Source organism: Gilliamella sp. B2969 (genome assembly GCF_026536195.1).
In the GTDB taxonomy this organism is placed as follows: domain Bacteria; phylum Pseudomonadota; class Gammaproteobacteria; order Enterobacterales; family Orbaceae; genus Gilliamella.
The window spans coordinates 77989-99838 of sequence record NZ_JAFNOP010000003.1; the positions used below are offsets into that span (position 1 = coordinate 77989).

Annotated in this window: 17 protein-coding genes; 7 read left to right on the plus strand and 10 right to left on the minus strand. The window is 36.1% G+C overall.

Translation table 11 applies throughout. The annotated features are described in order from the left end of the window. Positions 1 to 7: 7 nt before the first annotated feature. Positions 8 to 1360: a metalloprotease PmbA gene (pmbA, locus tag J3U66_RS03380; RefSeq protein WP_267333121.1), complete on the minus strand. Its 1353-nt coding sequence runs from the start codon at positions 1358 to 1360 to the stop codon at positions 8 to 10. A gap of 77 nt (positions 1361 to 1437) precedes the next feature. Between pmbA and yjgA the strand changes: the two genes are divergently transcribed. The 3 genes from yjgA (at position 1438) to J3U66_RS03395 (ending at position 3192) form a co-directional block, all read left to right on the plus strand. Next, entirely contained in the window at positions 1438 to 1974 is a 537-nt protein-coding gene (gene yjgA / locus J3U66_RS03385; protein ID WP_267333122.1) for a ribosome biogenesis factor YjgA, read from the plus strand. A gap of 71 nt (positions 1975 to 2045) precedes the next feature. Further along, positions 2046 to 2576 (plus strand): inorganic diphosphatase, encoded by a 531-nt coding sequence (gene ppa, locus J3U66_RS03390; RefSeq protein ID WP_065633526.1) that lies wholly within the window; start codon positions 2046 to 2048, stop codon positions 2574 to 2576. A gap of 406 nt (positions 2577 to 2982) precedes the next feature. Beyond that, the gene (locus tag J3U66_RS03395; RefSeq protein ID WP_065633525.1) at positions 2983 to 3192 is read left to right on the plus strand and encodes a cold shock domain-containing protein; all 210 of its coding nucleotides are present in this window, start codon (positions 2983 to 2985) and stop codon (positions 3190 to 3192) included. Between the two features lie 146 nt (positions 3193 to 3338). On the opposite strand, the gene gapA is transcribed toward J3U66_RS03395, so the two are convergent. After that, complete coding sequence (gapA, locus tag J3U66_RS03400; protein WP_065633524.1) at positions 3339 to 4337, minus strand: glyceraldehyde-3-phosphate dehydrogenase; 999 nt, start codon at positions 4335 to 4337, stop codon at positions 3339 to 3341. A gap of 328 nt (positions 4338 to 4665) precedes the next feature. Between gapA and mutS the strand changes: the two genes are divergently transcribed. Beyond that, the gene (gene mutS / locus J3U66_RS03405) at positions 4666 to 7224 is read left to right on the plus strand and encodes a DNA mismatch repair protein MutS (RefSeq protein WP_267347980.1); all 2559 of its coding nucleotides are present in this window, start codon (positions 4666 to 4668) and stop codon (positions 7222 to 7224) included. 240 nt (positions 7225 to 7464) lie between these two features. On the opposite strand, the gene dld is transcribed toward mutS, so the two are convergent. The 3 genes from dld to rlmF all read right to left on the minus strand — a co-directional run bounded on the left by dld (position 7465) and on the right by rlmF (position 12239). Beyond that, positions 7465 to 9162: a D-lactate dehydrogenase gene (dld, locus tag J3U66_RS03410; RefSeq protein ID WP_267333124.1), complete on the minus strand. Its 1698-nt coding sequence runs from the start codon at positions 9160 to 9162 to the stop codon at positions 7465 to 7467. 165 nt (positions 9163 to 9327) lie between these two features. Further along, positions 9328 to 10899: a hypothetical protein gene (locus J3U66_RS03415; protein ID WP_267347982.1), complete on the minus strand. Its 1572-nt coding sequence runs from the start codon at positions 10897 to 10899 to the stop codon at positions 9328 to 9330. Between the two features lie 356 nt (positions 10900 to 11255). Beyond that, a complete protein-coding gene (rlmF, locus tag J3U66_RS03420) occupies positions 11256 to 12239 on the minus strand; it encodes a 23S rRNA (adenine(1618)-N(6))-methyltransferase RlmF (protein WP_267347983.1) in 984 nt (327 codons plus the stop codon). Between the two features lie 668 nt (positions 12240 to 12907). On the opposite strand from rlmF, the gene J3U66_RS03425 reads away from it, so the two are divergent. The 3 genes from J3U66_RS03425 to J3U66_RS03435 all read left to right on the plus strand — a co-directional run bounded on the left by J3U66_RS03425 (position 12908) and on the right by J3U66_RS03435 (position 17020). Continuing rightward, positions 12908 to 14326 (plus strand): sodium:proton antiporter, encoded by a 1419-nt coding sequence (locus J3U66_RS03425; protein ID WP_267347984.1) that lies wholly within the window; start codon positions 12908 to 12910, stop codon positions 14324 to 14326. Positions 14327 to 15311: 985 nt separating this feature from the next. Beyond that, a complete protein-coding gene (rhaS, locus tag J3U66_RS03430; protein ID WP_267333128.1) occupies positions 15312 to 16136 on the plus strand; it encodes an HTH-type transcriptional activator RhaS in 825 nt (274 codons plus the stop codon). 29 nt (positions 16137 to 16165) lie between these two features. After that, positions 16166 to 17020, plus strand: coding sequence for a helix-turn-helix domain-containing protein (locus tag J3U66_RS03435; RefSeq protein ID WP_267333129.1), 855 nt, complete (start codon positions 16166 to 16168; stop codon positions 17018 to 17020). A gap of 45 nt (positions 17021 to 17065) precedes the next feature. Here J3U66_RS03435 and rhaM read toward each other — a convergent pair whose 3' ends face one another. The 5 genes from rhaM to J3U66_RS03460 form a co-directional block, all read right to left on the minus strand. After that, entirely contained in the window at positions 17066 to 17380 is a 315-nt protein-coding gene (rhaM, locus tag J3U66_RS03440) for an L-rhamnose mutarotase (protein WP_267333130.1), read from the minus strand. 90 nt (positions 17381 to 17470) lie between these two features. Further along, positions 17471 to 18622 (minus strand): lactaldehyde reductase, encoded by a 1152-nt coding sequence (gene fucO, locus J3U66_RS03445; protein WP_267347985.1) that lies wholly within the window; start codon positions 18620 to 18622, stop codon positions 17471 to 17473. Positions 18623 to 18640: 18 nt separating this feature from the next. Next, on the minus strand, positions 18641 to 19675 hold the full coding sequence (gene rhaT, locus J3U66_RS03450) for an L-rhamnose/proton symporter RhaT (RefSeq protein ID WP_267347986.1): 1035 nt from the start codon (positions 19673 to 19675) through the stop codon (positions 18641 to 18643). A 55-nt stretch (positions 19676 to 19730) separates the two neighbouring features. Continuing rightward, on the minus strand, positions 19731 to 20555 hold the full coding sequence (gene rhaD / locus J3U66_RS03455) for a rhamnulose-1-phosphate aldolase (RefSeq protein ID WP_267347987.1): 825 nt from the start codon (positions 20553 to 20555) through the stop codon (positions 19731 to 19733). Between the two features lie 12 nt (positions 20556 to 20567). Next, positions 20568 to 21818 (minus strand): L-rhamnose isomerase, encoded by a 1251-nt coding sequence (locus J3U66_RS03460; protein ID WP_267347989.1) that lies wholly within the window; start codon positions 21816 to 21818, stop codon positions 20568 to 20570. Positions 21819 to 21850: the final 32 nt, after the last annotated feature.

Here is a 21850-nt window from a genome sequence, read left to right on the forward strand (position 1 = left end):
ATGTCTTTTATTTCCCTGCTATACTCATATTATCAATCAATATCGATCCACATTGGATATTGGTTCTTGTTTCAATATCATCACCAATGGCTACAATATTTTGATACATATCTTTAAGATTTCCGGCAATGGTAAATTCATTAATTGGATACTGTATTTGACCATTTTCAACCCAAAATCCAGTTGCGCCTCGAGAATAATCGCCGGTAATATTGTTGACACCTTGCCCCATCAATGATGTTACAACAACACCTTTATCTAATTTAGCCAACATAGCATTGAAATCACTGCGAGGCTGGCTAGAAGAGATTAACCAGTTATGAATTCCCCCTGCGTGCCCCGTTGATTTTAAACCTAATTTTCGGGCTGAATAATTCCCGAGTAAATACGTTTGCAATACGCCTTGCTCAATAATATTACGTTTGACCGTTTGGGTTCCCTCACTGTCAAAAGGAGAAGATCCGACACCTTTTAGAATGTGAGGATCTTCAAAAATAGTTAACCATGAAGGAAACACAGATTTGCCAATACTATCTAACAAAAATGAGGACTTACGATAAATTGCTCCCCCACTAATTGCACCAACTAAATGACCAATTAAGCCAACCGCCACCTCTGGACAAAATAGGACAGGTGCTTGCATTGTGGCTATCTGCTGGGCGCCTAAATGTGAAATAGTTCGTTGTGCTGATTGTTCGCCTACCCATGAAGGGGATCTCAGCTCACTAATATCACGTGACGAAGTATAAGCGTAATTACGCTCCATTTGACCATTTTGTTCTGCAATAACCGAACAAGATAGAGAATGCGAACTCGCACAATAGCCTTGTAACATTCCTAAACTATTGCCATACATGTAAATGCCATAACGACTACTAAAATAGCCACCATCACTACTTTTTATTTTTGGATTAGCAAGTGCCACTTGTTCCGCTTGCTTTGCTTGCTCAATAGCTCGATCCACATTCAAATCACTTGGGTAAAAAAGATCCAAATCAGGCGCATTAAATGCCATTAAAGAACGATCACCTAATCCTGAGTAGGGATCGGGTGAAGTGTATTGCATAATATTAACCGCCATATCAATAGTTTGAGCAATAGCCTTAGGGGATAAATCATTAGTAGAAGCGCTCCCCTTTTGCTGATTTTGATAGACAGTAATAGCTAACGCACCATCACTATTAAATTCGACCGTTTCAGGTTCACCTAAACGGGTACTAACATTAATACCGGTTGACTGATTAATTGACACTGCAACTGAATCAACACGCGATTTTGCTTTAGCAATAGTATCAGCCACTATAGCCGACAAGTTTGCTTGTTGATCTTTTGCCTCTTTTTTAATTTGTTCAATACTCATTTTATTATTTTCTACAATTCTGCTAGTGATACGTTATAATAAGCCAGAAATGCATTTTAGTTAACAAAAGAAATTATATGAATCAAAATCAAAAGACAACCGAAGAAGCAAACTTTAATGTCGATGATATCGAAGATGAAATTATCTACGTTAGTAAAAGTGAAATAAAAAGAGATGCTGAAGAACTTAAAAAACTCGGTATTGAACTCGTTAATTTAAGTAAAAATGAACTTGCTAAAATCCCCCTTGATGAAGATTTACTCTATGCCATCGAATTAGCTCAAAAAATCAAAAAAGAGGGTTACAGAAGGCAAATTCAATATATTGGTAAATTACTCAGAAATCGGGATATCGAACCAATTACACTTGCCTTGGATAAACTCAAAAACCGCCATAATCAACAAGTCGCGATGTTTCATAAACTTGAAATGTTACGCGATGAACTGATTGAAACCGGTGATGCTGAAATGATTATGGATTTATATCCAAATGCTGACAGGCAGCAGCTACGTACTTTCGCTCGTATAGCTAAAAAAGAGTTAGCGTCGAACAAGCCTCCGAAAACAGCCAGACAGATTTTTCAATATCTAAAAGAATTGAGCGACACGGAATAACTTTTATAATGTGTGCTTATGACTTATCACTAAACAATATTATTAACAAATAAATAATAGAGGATACAAAAATGGGACTTTTGAATGTACCAGCAGGTAAAGAATTACCAGATGATATTTATGTAGTAATTGAAATTCCAGCGAATGCTTCACCAATAAAATACGAAGTTGATAAAGATACGGGTGCTGTATTTGTCGATCGCTTTATGGCGACAGCAATGTTTTACCCATGTAATTATGGTTATATCAACCATACACTATCTTTAGATGGTGATCCTGTTGATGTGTTAGTCCCAACGCCTTACCCTTTACAACCCGGTGCCGTTATTCGTTGTCGCCCAGTTGGCGTTCTAAAAATGACAGATGAGTCAGGTGTTGATGCAAAATTAGTTGCGGTGCCTCATACCAAACTGACAAAAGAGTATGATCATATAAAAGATGTTGACGATTTACCGGAACTACTCAAGTCACAAATTAAACACTTTTTTGAACAATACAAAGCGTTAGAAAAAGGTAAATGGGTTAAAGTTGACGGTTGGGAAAATGTCGATTCTGCGCGTAAAGAGATTTTAGAATCTTTTGAAAGAGCAAAAAAGAAATAAAATTACTGTTAATTTCACAATTTGATGTAAAAAAGTAACCGTTAAACCAGAGTGATGAAATCTTTTTCTGATACTCTGGTTTTTTTTGTAAATTTCACTTTCGAAATAATTATAAAATTTTTAAGATTTAATAATTTGTTTTAGATCAAATTACATTTATTTAACTAAAAATTTATAAAAAACTGCACTCTAACATGAAAAAATTGTCATTAATATCTTGCTTTCGATTATAATTTGTGCGGTAATAGTAACAGACTTATAACAAAGCTATTCATTATGAAAACGATTAACTTTTTAATGTAAATTTATTTATATTTTTTAGTTATGAATTACATAATCTATACTAAGTTTAAGTCTATGCGAGCCGTAAAGGCAAATTATTAATTATTGTTAGGATGTCTAGTAAATGAATAAGAAAACAGGCCAAGTCAAATGGTTTAACGAGAGTAAAGGTTTTGGTTTTATTACCCCTACCGATGGAAGCAAAGACGTCTTTGTCCATTTCTCAGCTATTTCCGGTGACGGATTCAAAACTTTAGCTGAAGGACAACAAGTTGAATTTGCAATCCAAGATAGCCCTCGCGGACCAGCTGCAGCTGATGTTGTCGTTATTTAATAGCTAATTAATTCGTTAATTAGTCTAAGTAAAAAGCCCATTTGCGAAAATGGGCTTTTTTATTTATCGCGTAATCATCATTGACTATTTTAATTACAAAAAAAGGCAACCATATGGTTGCCTTTCTAATATGACACAAAAATGACTTATTTTTTAGAAACAACAGCAATTAAGTCTAATACTTTGTTTGAATAACCAACTTCATTATCATACCAAGAAACAAGTTTAACAAAAGTATCACTTAATTGAATACCTGCTTTAGCATCGAATACTGAAGTACAAACTTCACCTAAGAAGTCAGTTGAAACTACATCATCTTCTGTATAGCCAAGCACACCCTTCATTGGGCCTTCAGCAGCAGCTTTGATTGCTTTACAGATATCTTCGTATTTAGCAGGTTTTGCTAAACGCGCAGTTAAATCAACAACAGAAACATCTGGAGTTGGAACACGGAAAGCCATACCTGTTAATTTACCATTTAATTCAGGAATAACTTTACCTACAGCTTTAGCAGCACCAGTTGAAGATGGGATGATGTTTTGTGCAGCACCACGACCACCACGCCAATCTTTGTGAGATGGACCATCAACAGTTTTTTGAGTTGCTGTTGTTGCGTGAACAGTTGTCATTAATGCTTCAACAATACCGAAGTTATCATTAACAACTTTCGCTAAAGGTGCTAAACAGTTAGTTGTACATGAAGCATTAGATACGATATCTTGACCTGCATAATCTTTATCGTTAACACCCATTACAAACATAGGCGTACTATCTTTAGATGGACCAGTTAATACGACTTTTTTTGCTCCTGCTTGGATATGTTTACGCGCAGTTTCGTCAGTTAAGAATAAACCAGTTGCTTCAGCAACAACATCAACACCCACTTCATTCCATTTTAAGTTTGCTGGATCTTTTTCAGCAGTAACACGGATTGTTTTACCATTAACGATTAGTTTTCCGTCTTTAACTTCAACTTTACCATCAAAACGTCCATGAGTTGAATCATATTTAAGCATATAAGCCATATATTCAACATCTAATAAATCATTGATTGCAACGATTTCGATGTCAGAACGTTTTTGAGCAGCACGGAAAACAATACGACCAATACGGCCAAAACCATTAATACCTACTTTGATTGTCATAACAATTACCTTCTTTTGTGTTAAACGATAAAAATAACTGCAAGTAAACTATCAAATTTTAATAGGTTATTCAAGATCATTAAACACAATAAGGCACGATTTAATTAAATTGTTTATTAATCAATTTTTGGATATCACTAATCATAAATAAAATCAAAAGTGTGTAACAAACAGTCATACCCAACTTGATTATCAAAGTAGATAGATAAAAAATAAAACTTACATTTATTTCAACCTCTTAAAATAAATACTCCGACAAATCCTAATATTTCGCTATAATAAATTAATGTTGAATAAATAATGAGCTAATTTAGTAAGAATTAATACAATGACCGAACAAGAAAACTTTACTGAACACACACCAATGATGCGGCAGTACCTCAGACTAAAAGCGGAAAATCCGGATATTTTGCTATTTTATCGTATGGGTGATTTTTATGAGATGTTTTATAATGATGCTAAACGAGCTTCGCAATTACTTGATATATCGTTAACTAAACGTGGTTCGTCTAATGGCGAGCCGATTCCGATGGCCGGTGTACCTTATCATGCAGTTGAGAGTTATTTAGCAAAGTTAATTTCGCTTGGTGAATCGGTTGCGATTTGTGAACAAATCGGGGATCCTGCAACGAGTAAAGGTCCTGTCGAGCGCAAAATTGTTCGTATTGTAACACCGGGTACGGTCAGTGATGAATTATTATTAGAAGATCGTAAAGATAATTTATTAGCATCAATATGGCAATCAAAAAACCACTATGGTTATGCCACGCTCGATATAAGTTCTGGGCGGTTTTTTATCTTTGAAACTGATAGTTACGAATCAATACAAGCTGAATTACAACGCACCAATCCAGTTGAACTTCTTTATCCGGAAGAGTTTCAATCCATGTCATTAATTGAACATCGTCATGGGTTAAGACGTCGCCCATTGTGGGATTTTGATCTTGAAACCGCCAAACAGCAGCTTAACTTGCAATTTGGTACCAATGATTTAGTTGGATTTGGCGTGGAAGATTGCCTTTATGCACTTAGCGCAGCTGGCTGTTTACTGCAATATGTGAAAGATACGCAGCGCACCGCGCTACCACATATTCGTTCAATCATCAAACAATCAGCTTTCGACTTTGTGGTACTCGACGCGGCAACGCGGCGCAACCTAGAAATCACTGAAAATTTATCGGGTGGCACACAAAATACAGTGGCTGAAATTTTAGATAAAACCCAAACCCCAATGGGTAGCCGCATGTTAAAACGCTGGTTGCATGCCCCAATTCGTGACGTAAACGTATTACAACACCGTCAACAAGCAATCAGTGAATTACAAAATCATATTGATGATATTCAGCCATTATTAAAACTCATTGGCGACCTTGAGCGTATTTTAGCGCGGCTTGCACTACGAACAGCTCGCCCACGTGATTTTGCCCGTTTGCGTGATGCTTATAACTTACTGCCGCAAATGCAACAGTTATTAAGCCAAATGAATACGCCAGCTTTAATTGCTTTGCGAGCTAAAATCAATCAATTTGATCACATTGCATCTATTTTAACGCGAGCAATTGTCCAAACTCCACCTGTCATTATTCGTGATGGAGGCGTCATTGCCAGCGGTTACAATACCGAACTTGACGAACTACGCAATCTTGCAGATGGTGCAACAAATTATCTGGAACAACTGGAAATTCGCGAGCGTGAAACTTTAGGTATCGACACACTGAAAGTCGGATTTAATGCTGTACATGGCTACTATATTCAAATTAGTCGAGGACAAAGCCATTTAGCACCAATTCACTATACCCGACGCCAAACGCTCAAAAATGTTGAACGGTACATTATTCCTGAGCTTAAAGAGTATGAGGATAAAGTCCTCACCTCAAAAGGTCGTGCACTAGCCCTTGAAAAACAGTTATATGATCAATTGTTTGATTTACTTATGCCACAGCTTGCCGAAATGCAACTTAGTGCCGATGCTATCGCTGAACTTGATGTCTTAACGAATTTAGCTGAACGCGCTTTAACGCTTAATTATCAATGCCCTACATTTTCTGAAAAAGCAGGTATTGAAATTATCAATGGTCGCCATATCGTTATAGAACAAGTATTGCAAACGCCATTTATTGCTAATTCATTACGGCTTTCCCCTGATAGAAGATTGCTCATTATCACCGGTCCGAATATGGGTGGTAAAAGCACGTATATGCGCCAAGCTGCATTAATTGTTTTACTGAGCTACATAGGTAGTTTTGTGCCAGCATCAAAAACCATTATTGGACCGGTTGATCGCATCTTTACCCGAATTGGTGCATCGGATGATCTAGCGTCGGGGCGTTCAACATTTATGGTCGAAATGACTGAAACCGCTAACATAATGCATAACGCCACTGAACAAAGCCTTGTTCTAATGGACGAGATTGGACGTGGCACCTCAACTTATGACGGATTGTCCTTAGCTTGGGCATGTGCTGAAAACTTAGCAAACCAAATCAAAGCGATGACACTCTTTGCTACCCATTACTTTGAGTTAACGCAGTTGCCTGAGCATATGCAAGGCGTTTATAACATTCATTTTGATGCCATTGAACATGACAACACGGTTGCCTTTATCCACGAAGTATCTGAAGGTGCGGCCAGTAAAAGTTTTGGTATTGCGGTGGCCGGATTAGCTGGCGTACCGAAACAAGTATTAAAACGCGCCAAACAAAAGCTAAAAGAGCTCGAAGTCATTTCGAAGCAAGCGGCAAAGAGCCATGTTGACCAATCGCAGCTTAGCTTTGTGACGGAAAGTGAACCTTCTGAAATTGAACAAGCGCTGAAACACATCGATCCTGATGCCTTATCACCAAAACAAGCATTAGAGATGTTGTATCAATTAAAGAAAATGCTTTAACACTGGCGCTCTTAAATTAAAAAGGGCTAACTTGCCCTTTTTATTATCTATCTAGTTGTTTATATAGCTTCACTCATCACAGAATATAAAATAATTATTATCTGTTTGATCACCCCTAATATTGGTAATCTCACCTTGCCAACCGATTAAGTTAAAGCGACTAAAGTTGATCATTTTGCATTAAATTATCTTCATCTGAGCTTTGCCAGCTTATATCAGCTGGCAATTGCTTAGATTGGGTTACTTCCAATATTTTTTCTTAGAAGTTTTACCAATACCAGGATTGAGGCTATTAGTCGGATCAAGCTCTTGATAGAATTTTTTCAAATCGGCATTAGCATGATACAGGTGACCAACATTGTGCTCTGCTGGGTATTGTGCCCCTCGCTGATCAAGTAAAGCTAAAATTTGTTCCTTCACTTTATCACAATCTGTGCCTTTTTTAGCAATATAGTCTTGATGAAAGACATAACAGAAAAAATGCCCATAATACATTTTATAGATAAAGTTTTGATCAATGTCTTTTGGCAAAGTTTCAAACCAATCTGTATCATTACGACGCAAAGCAATATCTAACGCTACAATGTTTTCCACTGTTTTACTATGGACATTTCGATAAGATGTCGCTGCACCTGCCGCTGCAAAACGATGTAACATTGCTGCTTGAGCCTCTTTAGCATTACACAAAAAATAACTTCCGTTTTTATTTTGGAAATACGATTTCAAAAATGCTTCAGCTTCGGCTATCCCGTCATCTGCCATTTTTAAAATCAAATGATGTTCATAGCGATCACGGTAGTCTCGAATGGTTTTCGGTAAGTGATTAGGTAAAAATTTAGCAACAAAAATTGAAAAACGATCTGAAAAGTTTTTCGGAAAGAATGGAATTTTACCTGTAACACGATCAACAAAGTTTTTAAAAGCAAAAAGGCGAGGTATAGTATCAGTACCTAATTTTTGAATAGCTAAAAAAGTCGGTTTGCCATAAACCGCAGCAATATCAAATGCGACTCGATGCATATATTCGCCTGATACCGGTAATGTTTTAAACTGACTTAAAATATGACGACGGATATCATTTAACTCATTAATGTCATTAGTACCAATATAAAATACTTCTGATTTCTTCTCTAATGGAAATGTATCAAGACGCACGGCAAAAACCATTAAGCGACCTGCACTGCCCGAAGCTTCATAATGGCGAGCTGGATCGGCATTAAAACGTGCAGGTGTATCGGCATCAACTTCACGAACATGATCGCAATAATGATGATCATGACCTAAGCCCGCATCACGATTAATATCTTTTTCAGTATAGGTATGATTTTCTAGATTCCGTAAAATGGTTTCTGGCTCATCACCCAGTTCAATGCCCAAGTGGTTAACAAGATGTAATTGTCCTTGCGCATCCAATTGTGCAAACACAGCCATTTGGGTATAAGCAGGACCACGTTGAATCAGGGAACCACCAGAATTATTACATACCCCACCCATGACAGATGCACCAATACATGATGAACCAATAACTGAATGCGGTCCTCGATTATATTTTTTTAACTCTTTTTCCAAACGGAATAATGTACTTCCCGGTAAACAAACAACCTGTTCACCATTTTCAATAACTTGAATACCTTCTAAACGGCGAGTACTCACAATTACAACCGGTCTATCATAATCATTGCCATCTGGGGTTGACCCCCCTGTTAAGCCAGTATTGGCCGATTGCGTAATAACAATCACATCAGCGGCAACACATGCTTTTAATATTTGCCATTGCTCAACTAATGTGCCAGGTAATACAACTGCTAATGCATCACCTTCACCAAAACGAATACCTTGACGATAAGGCAACGTCCGATTAGGGTTTGTTAACGTATATTTTTTGCCAACAATAGTTTGCAGTTGTTCAATCAATGCTGTTTTTTCATTTCCGTTCATTTTATCTTCCCTACCTATATTTAATTTAACTTTAAATTAATCGCGATTATTTTATAATTACTAAATCGTGTAGAAAAGATACATAATGTGCTATTTAATCAGCGCCTTTAAGCTATATGTTTAGCGCTATGAATATTAAAATTATTTTTATAATTATTTTTTAAATTAAGGATTAACACAAACCATTTTACCTGCTGTAGAATCTGAATCGATATCACCCACATCAGAACCAACCGCATATTGTATGCTGGCATCATCGGATAATGCCCAATAGTAGGATTGCGTTGAAGTATGCCAATCACTTGTTGGATAATAAAGTTGATAAGAAGATCCCCATTCATTAAAAATGCCACCAATCCATTTACCACTTGCATCTTTATAGCTTATTTGCCGACGATAATTATTAATATTGCGACCATTAATTCCGCCATGCCAACCTTTGCCATTAGCGTTAGTTAAATCATTGACTTTCGGGAATCGATAACCATTACCCAAATTGTCACAAAAGCGCTGAACATCATCATTAGATGTTGCATCATTTGAACTGGCGATATACCATCTATCAATATTAAAACTGTATAATAATTGCTTTCGTTCACTGTCTGCATAAATCTTAAACAGAACAGGGCTAAATGAAGTATCAGTGGAATTTTCATTCGGACCATTTAAAACCACTTTTAATGCTAACACTTTGGGTGAATTATCCCAACCTGGTGTTTGTTCGGATTTTAATGAAATGGTGACTTTACTCCCACCATTGACAGGGTAAACAGTTTGACCATCTTGAGTATTTGCAGTGATGACTTGTTCAGGTGTAACCCCGCCTAATATCAAATAAAAATTTAGACCATTTAAACCTGTCGTGGGAAAATTTAAATCCGGATTACTGATATCTTGCACTTTAAATCCTCGGCTTCTGATCCAATCAGGACCATCTGCATCAGGATAATGACGTCCATCATACCAAACATTGGGTTGAACATAACATACATACGGCGTATCAATTTTACGATTAAAATAATAGGTATGCTTAGCACCACTAAAATCTGTCACATTAGGTATACCATATTGCGTGAATAATTGACCACCATTAGATGTAATCGTTAACTTATAAGGTGAATCGCATCCGGTTAATTGAGCATTGGGGTTATTTTTGACTTGCGTAGTAATATCGTTGTTATTGGCATCTAACCATTTAACCATCAAATTACCGGTTGCATTTGGTGATGCATCACCATCTTCATCTCCCCAATAATTATCAGAAGATGCAAGAAGATTACTCAATGAAATACTTGGATAACTACTATTATTGACTAACGGTACCAAGGTTTTAATGCTCAAAAATGTATCATCATCACTCAACAAATCAATGGGTGATTCTTGGCTTGAATCATCGATAATTGCATTGGGATACAAATCACTTTGTCCACCAGCGGCAATAAAACTACGACCGTCAGATAGCTGTAAACCCAGTAACCCTTCAACACTTACCACTTTAGTTTTTCCATTGTCAAACGTTAAATAAGGCGCATGACCATGAATAGCATTTTCAGTCGAAGCCGATAATGCATTGACAGGATTACTATACACAAATAACCAATAAACAACAATTGCTGAAACTGATTTAATAGTAATAGAAGAACAATAAAATTGATTAATGCGAATTAAAAAAAAAATTAAATAATGTTTGGTGTTAGCAAAAGACAGATAATTTTTACAGAAGACTACTTCAGACATATTGTATCTCCTTTGAAACCGCTTAATTTATTCGTGATAGTGACTATCTAAACAACAAAAAACTCAATTTCGATACAAAATATAAAAGCGTAACAAGTATAAATGACTATTCATCAAAAAAAAATAGATTACAGAATAATCAAACGTAAAAATAGTATTATTAATCAATTGGATGAAATTTTTTACATAAAAATTACAGTAAACGTGTCTGGCATTTTGTTACACGCTAAATGAATAAAAACCTCTATTTTATTGAAAAAAGTTGTTGCCTTTTAAAGGGAACATTGAAAATGGCAAATAACAACAAATAAATAATAAAAATCATCATTAAAAATAGGTAGTTAAGAAAAAGCTTTTTATTTTATACCTTCACTATTTTCATAATGGTTTTGGATAATCGCTTGCCTTTTATCTTGCTGGAAAAAACTCCATGCAATAAAACGACTACTCTTTTGTCCTTGCGCCATTGGAATAATTTTGACTTCAGCAGGTTTAACCGTCATTAATTGCTTATTAAGCACCTTGAGTGACTCTTTTTTAGAAACCAACGACGTAAACCATAAACATTGCTGTTTATATTGTGTACTTTCTTTGATCATATTGGTAATAAAAGCACTTTCACCCCCTTTGCACCATAATTCGGTCTGCTGACCACCAAAATTAAGCGCAGGATTAGATTTTGAATATTGCCATTTACCTAACTTTTTGAGCTTAGTTTGGTTACTCGCCAGTGCGGCTTGTGCCGAATCATGAAAAGGTGGATTACACATAGTTAACATAAAAAATTCTTTCGGCTTTATAATTTGCCTAAAAATTGCTGAGGTATCACGTTGTAATCGACAATCAATTAAACCATTTAATAATGGGTTAGATTGAATGATAAGCTTTGCAACCTTGATTGACATTGGGTTGATATCACTCCCCACAAATGACCAATTATATTCAGCCCGACCAATAATGGGATAAATTACATTTGCCCCTACACCAATATCAAGAACACGGATCTGTTTACCTAAAGGGATTTTATCGTCGTTATCATGAGCAAGTAAGTCGGCTAGATAATGAATATAATCTGCTCGCCCTGGAATGGGTGGGCAAAGATAATCATTGGGAATATCCCAATTGCTCAGTTGATAATAATGTAATAACAGTGCTTTATTTAGCAATTTGACTGCCATTGGATCAGCAAAATCGATCGATAAATTATTGTATTGATTGGGTTTAACGTACGGTGTGAAATCAGGTAACGTTTGGCATAGCGCTAAAAAGTCATAGCCATGGCGATGTTTATTTCGTTGATGTAAAGCAGTTTTGTTTGCTAAGTTCGACTGTTTTTGCATGTTCTATCCAACAATAAAAAGGCTGTCTATTATAAAGGTTTTGCACCTAATAAGGAAAAGTAAAAACACTTAACCTAGTTTACTTAGAATATTCATCTTCACTTACGTGGTCATTGCTACAAATATCAGCATAAAATAATTACCACCACAGCCTATATTTTTGTGTTATTAGCAAAAACGTTGCCCCTTCATCATGGTATTTCAAACAAATACAACTAGTCTAAAATGATTGAGTGGTATCTAATTGCCATTTTATTAACGCTAGTTATTTTGTTATCCAACAAATTATATTAAAAATTCTTAATTGTAAAACTGGCTGGTCTAACTCGTCATTCGATGGTTTAACTCTATCAGTATTGATAATGTTGCTTGTTTCACTATAAACAATACTATCTAATGTAACCTTTAGTAGATTCACCGTTTTGTCTATTAGTAACTTCTAACGCATACCTTTGTCTGTTTTGCTGCTACTGTACTTAACATTTGTGCAAAATTAATCATCAATATACTAAAGAACCCCACATTATGATTGCATTTAATCGTGATTAACTGCTATAGATTTAATGAAACCTTGTTATTATGAGATTCAATAATGACTTTACACATTCCATTCGAAAACGCATTGATATTTGTTATAATTTTCAACTTTTAATCCAAACGGACATGCCATGAGAATCCCATTCAAATTATTCTGTGTACCTTTTAGCTTATTGTTAGTTAGCTCTTTTGATCTCTATGCTTCCGAATTTAACGGTGAACAGTTAAGCTTGGTTTGGGCTGTACCTTTTATTGGTATTTTGCTTTCGATTGCTTTATGTCCACTATTTTTAGCGCGATTATGGCACTATCACTACGGCAAAATTATTATTTTTTGGACGACACTGTTTATAGTTGCTGCCATTTATTCATTCGGTATGCAAACTACCCTCAATCTAACTGCTCATGCAATATTAGAAGAGTATATTCCTTTTATCGTTTTACTACTTGCCCTGTTTACTGTATCGGGTGGGGTGTTGATTAAAAGTGATATGATTAGTACGCCTAAATTGAATGTTGTATTGTTAGCAATCGGCACGATATTAGCCTCAATTATGGGCACTACAGGTGCGGCAATGTTAATGATTCGTCCTTTAATTAGAGCTAATCGTTATCGTAATCAATCTGTTCATATTATTATCTTTTTCATCTTTCTTGTTGCTAACATTGGCGGAGGATTAACGCCATTAGGTGATCCACCGTTATTTATTGGTTTTTTAAAAGGGGTTGATTTTTTTTGGACTGTTAAACATATGTTTTGTCCGGTATTATTGACGACGATTTTATTATTGATAATTTTCTATATTATCGACAGTTATTACTTTCGCCAGCAATATGGTCAATCGTCAAACATAAAGACTAAACCTACTCAACCGTTTAAACTCTACGGTATAACAAACATTTTTTTATTGGTAGCCATAATTATTTGTGTATTGATGTCGGGGATTTGGCAGTCTTCAATCACTTTTACTATTTTAGCGACCTCAATTGCCCTACCTGATTTGGTGCGGGATCTGTTACTGTTAATCATTACAGTTACTTCTGTCATGATCACACCCAAGCAAGTTCGTGCGGGTAATGAATTTAATTGGGATCCCATTATTGAAGTGGGTAAATTGTTTATTGGTATCTTTATTACGATTGTACCGGTGTTAACTATTCTACGCGCGGGCAGTAATGGCGCATTGGCGGCAATTGTAACGCTCGTTAACAACGACCATCTACAGCCAATTAATAGTTTGTATTTTTGGTTTGCGGGATTACTCTCGGGCTTTTTAGACAATGCACCGACTTATTTGGTGTTTTTCAATCTAGCATCAGGCGATGCTATGACGTTAATGACCACCATGGCAAAAACACTATTAGCCATATCAATGGGATCGGTGTTTATGGGAGCGCTTAGCTACATAGGTAACGCACCTAACTTTATGGTCAAAAGTATAGCAACACAACAGCAAATTAATATGCCAAGCTTTTTTGGTTATATGAAATGGTCAATTAGCATATTGATTCCGGTGTTTATCATCAATAATTTGATATTTTTTCTCTAACATGACACAAAATATCGCTAATGTTGCTATTTTGCTAAACATAGCAAATTATAAAATGAAGGAATGATAGATTATGTATACTGGGTTATAACAATAACTAGCGTAATAGCATTAGGTTGTCATTGACAGAGTCAACACCAGATAATAAAAATTATCTGGTGTAATTCATCACTCAAGTTTAGAAAACTAGTCAAAGTATCATCTTGATCTATAACGGTTATTGTTACTGTTACCGTGTTTTTCATCGCGTTTTAACGGCAAGCAATAACCGTCTAAATAAAGGTAAAATTGTACATAACACCCATATTAGGAATCAAATAAGATGCATTAATGGGATGTCATTTTTATTTGCCTTTAGCATAAATTTTACTTTCTTCGTTATAATTTGCTGTAAAAAGTTTGGGGATATCGTTATCGGCGTAAATATAACCAATGCCAATATTATTCCAAATGCTTTTTATTGCTATTGTAATCAATGTTTACTTAATCAAGTTTGATTTTGACTAAACAGAGCTGCCACTTCACATAAGTTGTCGCCATATCAAACAGGCCTCAACCTTAACATCCAAACAGTATATTAAGCGTTTAAAATTATTATCTACAAAGCTAAAAATACAAGTCAGTGAGATGGCTATTAACGAAATTTTATTGTTATGTAGATTTGCCAACAATATACATTTCAAAAGTTTTATAAAAAAGTTTTAGTATTAAGCCATCAGGTGAACGTAAAAATGAAAAATAACAAGCTAGCTTTACCTAATACTCAGTAACAAAAAACGGTTATACAGTTAGTAAACTTTGCCCATTGAATTTGTCACATTCGCCGAGTAAAAATGTGAGTCTTCGCACAATTTTAATAAAAAGTCTTAAGTTACTATAAATTACAGCCAAAAAAAGATTTACCATGTCCGAATTTTGAAGGTCAGATACACTTTTCCTTTTTAGAATGAGGCTTGAGTGATTTGCAATAAAGTGAGGATCGCGCATGATACAGAAGTTACTCGATAAAGATTTTTTTGCTTCTAGTCAGCAAAATATCACTATAGAGCCTCGAGAGCCCCAACCTGTGTACCCTGAACATACACATAATTTTAATGAAATAGTCATTGTCACAAAAGGTAATGGCAAGCATATTTTAAACGGTCGATTATTCGATCTTTATCCGGGTATGATGTTTTATATTCACGCTAGTGATTGCCATTTATACGAAAACGTAAATAATTTACATTTAACGAATATTTTATTTAGAGATCCGGACAATTTTCATTTCATCAATGGCATTAATGAATTGATTCCGAATCAAGATTTGTGCCAATCTCACTTCTTTTTTGATAAAAATTGTGACAAAAATATACAAACCATTTTAGCGCAATTGAATCAAGTATCAGTGCAAAGCGATGCTTTGCAAGAAAGCCTTTTTTTACAATTATTACTATTATTCAAACAAAATCAATATGTAAATCAAGGCACGGGCAGCAGTGATAACCGAGTCAAACAGCTATTACGCTATTTACAAATCCATTTCAAAGAACCGATTGATTGGCATAAGGTAACCGAGCAATTTTCATTATCATTACGCTCTTTCCACCGCCATGTGAAAAATCAATTAGGCATAACTCCGCAAAAATACCTTATAAAATTACGTTTGGCTGATGCCTATACACAATTAATTCAGACCGACAAAACCATCACAGACATTGCGCAAGAATGTGGATTTAATGATAGTGCTTATTTTTCGACTTGTTTTAAACAGGAGTTTACTTTTGGACCACAAATATTACGTAATTATCCAGAGAAACGTTATCATTGATTGGTAAATCTATACGGCAGGAACAGCTTATGAATCACTATTTGCATTTATTTAGACAAGATTATTTTATTGCAGATATCAATACTGTGACTGTCGAAAAAAGAGATCATCAACACCCCTTTCCGTTGCATGACCATGACTTTCACGAAATTGTCATTGTCTGTTCGGGTAATGGATTACATCACTGGAATGATTATATTTACCCAATCACTAGTGGTGATATTTTATATATAAACCCTAAAGATGTTCATGGTTATGAGTCGGTAAATAATCTAAAACTCGACAATATTTTATATTTACGAGATGCCTTATTTTTATCATCAATCATTGAACAATATTTGCCAAAACAAAATGCCAAGCATACCGAGCGAGGCTGGCGTATTAAACCTTCTTTAATTAAAATGGTCTCCCCTTTAATTGAACAGCTCGCGATTGAATCAAAAAAAAATAATTTAGCTTCCGTGCATCTGGCCGAAGCACTATTTTTACAGTTAGTCATTTTATTAGATCGTATTAAGCAAATGCCTAATACTCAATCACCAACCGCAACTCATCAATTGGATTTATTATTTACCGTACTGCACAATAGCATAGCTACGCCATTTAATTTAGACATATTTTGTAAGCAAAATCATATTGCCGCAAGATCACTTAGCCGTTTATTTAAAAGTCAAACAGGCATGACAATTTATGAATATCTACAAAAGCGGCGCTTGTGTACAGCGATGTCATTACTGCGTAACACGCCATACTCAATTAGTATGATTTCGGCTGAATGTGGTTATGATGATAGTAACTATTTTTCAGTCGTATTTAAAAAAGAAACCAAGCAGACACCGTCACAATATCGAGCAAAATTTAGAAATAAAACCAATAAACGTTAATGAAGGTAAATACTCTCTTTTAATTTTATAAAAGAGAGTCCATTTTTATTCAAGATAAAACACAGGTAAAAGTGCTTCACTTATTGGGCTGTTATCAGCATTACTTGGCATGATATCTTGCATAAATGCCCACCATTTTTTGCAAGCAGCCGTATTGGCAATAGCATCCCAACGCTCTTCTGATTCAATTTCAACGTAAGCAAATAAAAGATTGCGCTTTGCATCGAGAAAAATCGAATAATTATGTGCGCCATGTGCTTTTAACTCTTTCACTAATTCCGGAAAAATTTCATCGTGCCGTTTTTTATATTCCGCATGTTTATCAGGATTAACCTGCATGATTGAAGCTTTTCTTAACATAGCCATTCCTTCTTATTAAGCATTACATATGAAATAGGTCGATATAATATTGACTAACCTATTTCATAATTTCAAATCGGCAACTTATCATTAATAAATAGCCTGATAGAGTTGTTCAATTTCGTGAACATTAGTTTCACGTGGATTACCACCGGTACACACATCATCAAAGGCAGCTTGTGCTAGTGCTGGAATGTCTTCGAGTTTAACGCCAATATCTTTCAATGTTTCTGGAATACCGACATCTTTGTTAAGCTGTTTTACTGCATCAACAGCAGCCTGCCTGGCCTGCGCTATTGTCATTTTTTCAGTGCCTGCGACCCCCATTGCTTTAGCAATATCACGATATTTATCGCCAGTAAATTCGGCATTGTAAGCCATGATATGCGGTAGCAATACGGCATTAGCAACGCCATGCGGGGTACTATAAAAAGCACCAAGCGGGTGTGCCATTCCATGGACTAAACCTAATCCCACATTTGAAAAACCCATACCAGCAATATATTGACCTAATGCCATATCTTCTGAACCTTTTGCAATCCCTTTTACTGAGTCACGTAATGAGCGTGCTATTACCTCAATGGCTTTTAAATGAAACATATCAGAAAGTTCCCAAGCCCCTTTAGTAATATAACCTTCAATGGCATGGGTGAGTGCATCTACCCCAGTCGCTGCTTTTAAACTTGCTGGCATGCTTGTCATCATATCTGAATCTATGATTGCAACAGCCGGAATATCATGAGGGTCAACGCAAACAAATTTACGTTTTTTCTCTTCATCGGTAATGACGTAGTTAATAGTCACTTCAGCAGCGGTACCGGCTGTTGTTGGTATGGCTATCGTTGGAACCGCAGGTTTTTTAGTTGGTGCAACGCCTTCTAAGCTTCGCACATCAGCAAATTCAGGATTATTAATAATGATACCAATGGCTTTGGCTGTATCTTGTGGAGATCCGCCACCGATAGCGATTAAATAATCAGCACCTGACTGTTTAAAAATGTCTACCCCTTTTTTAACAATTCCGATAGTTGGATTTGGCATGACTTCATCAAATATTTGATAAGCAAAACCATTGTCATCTAATAATTTTGTTACTTTTGTTGCTACTTTGAATTTGATTAGATCTTTGTCAGTAACCACCAATGCTTTTTTAAAACCACGTTTTTTAATCTCATCAACGATATGTTGGATTGACCCTGCACCAAAATAAGAGGTTTCATTTAAAATCATTCTATAAGCCATAATCTGTTTTCCTTTCAATTAATTTGCCATGCCTAAACCAACGATATTGGCAGCCAAAATAATAACTAAGCAACCTATACATAATACTTTTACTGGTTTCTTTCCTGTGCCAAACCACTCTTTTAAAACTAAACCAACAATACCACCACAGAGCACATAAAAGCTCATATGTAACATCCAACTCATAAAGCCATATTCTGCTGGAATATTGGCATGGCCCCATGCATAAAAGAAGAATTGAAAATACCACATTGCACCGCCCAAAATGGCAAACAATGCATTGCTAATGAGTAACGATTTAGCAACCGAGATATCTTGTTTGAATGACAGTTCTTTTTTAAAACAGAGGCGGGAAATACAAAAACCGAGATTAACTATCGCGCCACCACCCATGATGACTACATAACTAGGTAACGCAACATACAGATGAGAAACACCTAATTCAGCAGCCTTAGTATGCATAGGTACCGCGGCGCTCATGGCAAAAGACATACCGGCAGAAAAAATCCCACACATTACCGCTAATAATAGTCCTTTGCGTAGATTAAAATCCGCTACCTGTACGCCTAATGTTTTTTCTTTTAAAAGTCCCGCATAAGTAACAATGGCTACCCCAATAACAGCGACAACTACGCCTAGTAGTGTCATTTTGCCGCCGGTTGAAGCGATAAGTTCACCAAATTTACCTTGTAATATCGGCGTCATTAACGTACCAACAATTAAGGTAATGCCAATTGCAATACCTATTCCCATGGACATACCCAAATAGCGCATAGTCAGTCCATAGCCGACATTACCAATTCCCCACATTGCACCAAATAGAAAAACAGGAATTAATATATCTGAACTGAAACTACCATAATATCCCCAAAAATCAGGCAATAAACAGTAACTTATAGACCAAGGTAAAATAATCCATGAAAAAATACCCGCAATTGACCACATTGTTTCCCATGACCAATTTTTGACTTTTTTCAATGGTGCATAAAAGCAAGCGGCCGATGTAGCACCGACAAAGTGCCAAAAAATACCTAAAATAATTGAACTACCCATATATGTGTCCTTATATGTTTAGAATATAATTTAATATATTCTGAGCTAAACCTAACTAAGGTTTTAATGCTTCCTCAATTGGATTGACATCAAAGCGCTGTGCCAACAGTCTAAATTGCTCGGTTGTAATAGTTTGTCGTTTACCACCCATTGATAAAACTTTAACTAATACTTCTGCTGATTTTTCTGCTGTATCAATAAGGCCAAAGGCTTCATCCAATGTAGGGCCAGTACCGAAAACACCATGAAAAGCCCATAAAACCAATGTGTGTTTTGCCATTTGTTGTGCTGTTGCATAACCAATTTCATCTTTTCCTGGCACCATCCAAGGCACAACACCGACACCATCAGGAAAGACAACCAAGCATTCAGTGCTCATTTCCCATAGTAAACGGGTAATAACTGCGGTATCGAGCTCTAAAACATAGGTTAATGCAATTAAATTGGTTGCATGACAATGCATGATCACGCGATCTTTACCTTGGCTTTTTTCCATGCGAACAATGTGAGACTGTAAGTGAGCGGCTAGCTCAGAAGTGGGCAAACCACCATTAATCAACCCCCACATAATATAGTAGCCCTTACCCTGCTCATCGATTTTGACAATAGCTAAGGTATCAGCGGGATCTAAAATGACATTTCGGAAAAATTTTCCAGAGCCTGTCACAATAAAGTATTGATTGGCTAACTTAGTCACATCTTGTGTTAATGATACGTGCCTTGGATTAGCATAAAAGTCACCTTGAAATGAAACGACATCGGTGTCTAACAATCGTAAGCTTACGTTACCACCATTACGTTCATCCCAACCTTTTAACCACATGTCGTACGTTGCTTTGATCATGCCTTGCACAAACCAAGAAGATAGAATCTGTTGCATTGTTTTCACCTTTTATCGTTGAGTTAATACTTGTTGCTCATATTGACGAACTTCATCAAGCCAAGCACGTCCAACTGGTACGCCGTTTTGTTGGCAATATTTGTCCCAAACTGCTTGCCAAGGTAAAGATTTTTGTTCTTCGAGTAATGCTAGTCGGGAAGTAAAGTCTCGTTCACGTTCAAATTGTTTGAGTTGCGCTGTGGGTTCTAATAATGCTTTTAATAGGCATTTTTTCATATTGCGAGTACCAATTACCCAAGCGGCGATACGGTTGATTGATGCATCAAAAAAGTCCAAGCCGATATGAACTCGATCAAATAAATTATTACGAATGATTTCACTGGCAATATTTTGGGTTTCATCATCGAAAAGTACGACGTGATCACTATCCCAACGTACAGGGCGGCTTACATGCAGTAATAGGTGTTCAACAAATGGCATAACGGCAGAAATTTTGTCTGAAATGACTTCTGTTGGATGAAAATGCCCCGCATCTAAACAGAGTGCAGTTTTACGTGATGTAGCATAAGCGAGATAAAATTCATTTGAACCAGCAGTATAAGATTCAAGTCCAATACCAAATAATTTGCTTTCTACTGCATCAATATGATATTTGGGGTCGATTTTTTCACTGATAATTTCATCTAACGATTCTAATAAACGTTGTCTTGGCGCAAATTTATCGACGGTAATATCTTTCATGCCATCCGGTAACCAAATGTTCATGACCGATGGCGTACCAAGCTCTTTACCAAAATATTCAGAAACTTTACGACACGCTTTACCATGTTCAATCCAAAATTGGCGAATTTTTGCATCAACATGCGTTAACGTGCCTTCATTGCTTAATGGATGAGAAAAATAAGTTGGGTTGAAATCTAAACCAATGTGCTGCTTTTTAGCCCAGCTCACCCAATTTGCAAAGTGTTCCGGTTTTACTTCATTGCGATCGACTTTGTGATCGGCTTCTAAATATGACGCATGTAGATTTAATCGTTTTGGTCCCGGAATTAAGCTAAAGGCTTTATCTAAATCGGCTCTAAGTTCACTTGCATTACGTGCTTTGCCCGGATAATTACCTGTCGCTTGGATACCGCCCGTTAACTCACCTTCTTGTTTTTCAAACCCGGTAACATCATCACCTTGCCAGCAATGTATTGAAATTGGTAATTTAGCCATTTTAGCTAAAGCGGCATCGGTATCTACCCCTATTTCGGCAAATCTTGCTTTAGCACTTTGATAGGCATTTTCAACTGTACTCATTAGTAACTCCTTAATAAATTACGTAAATTTTA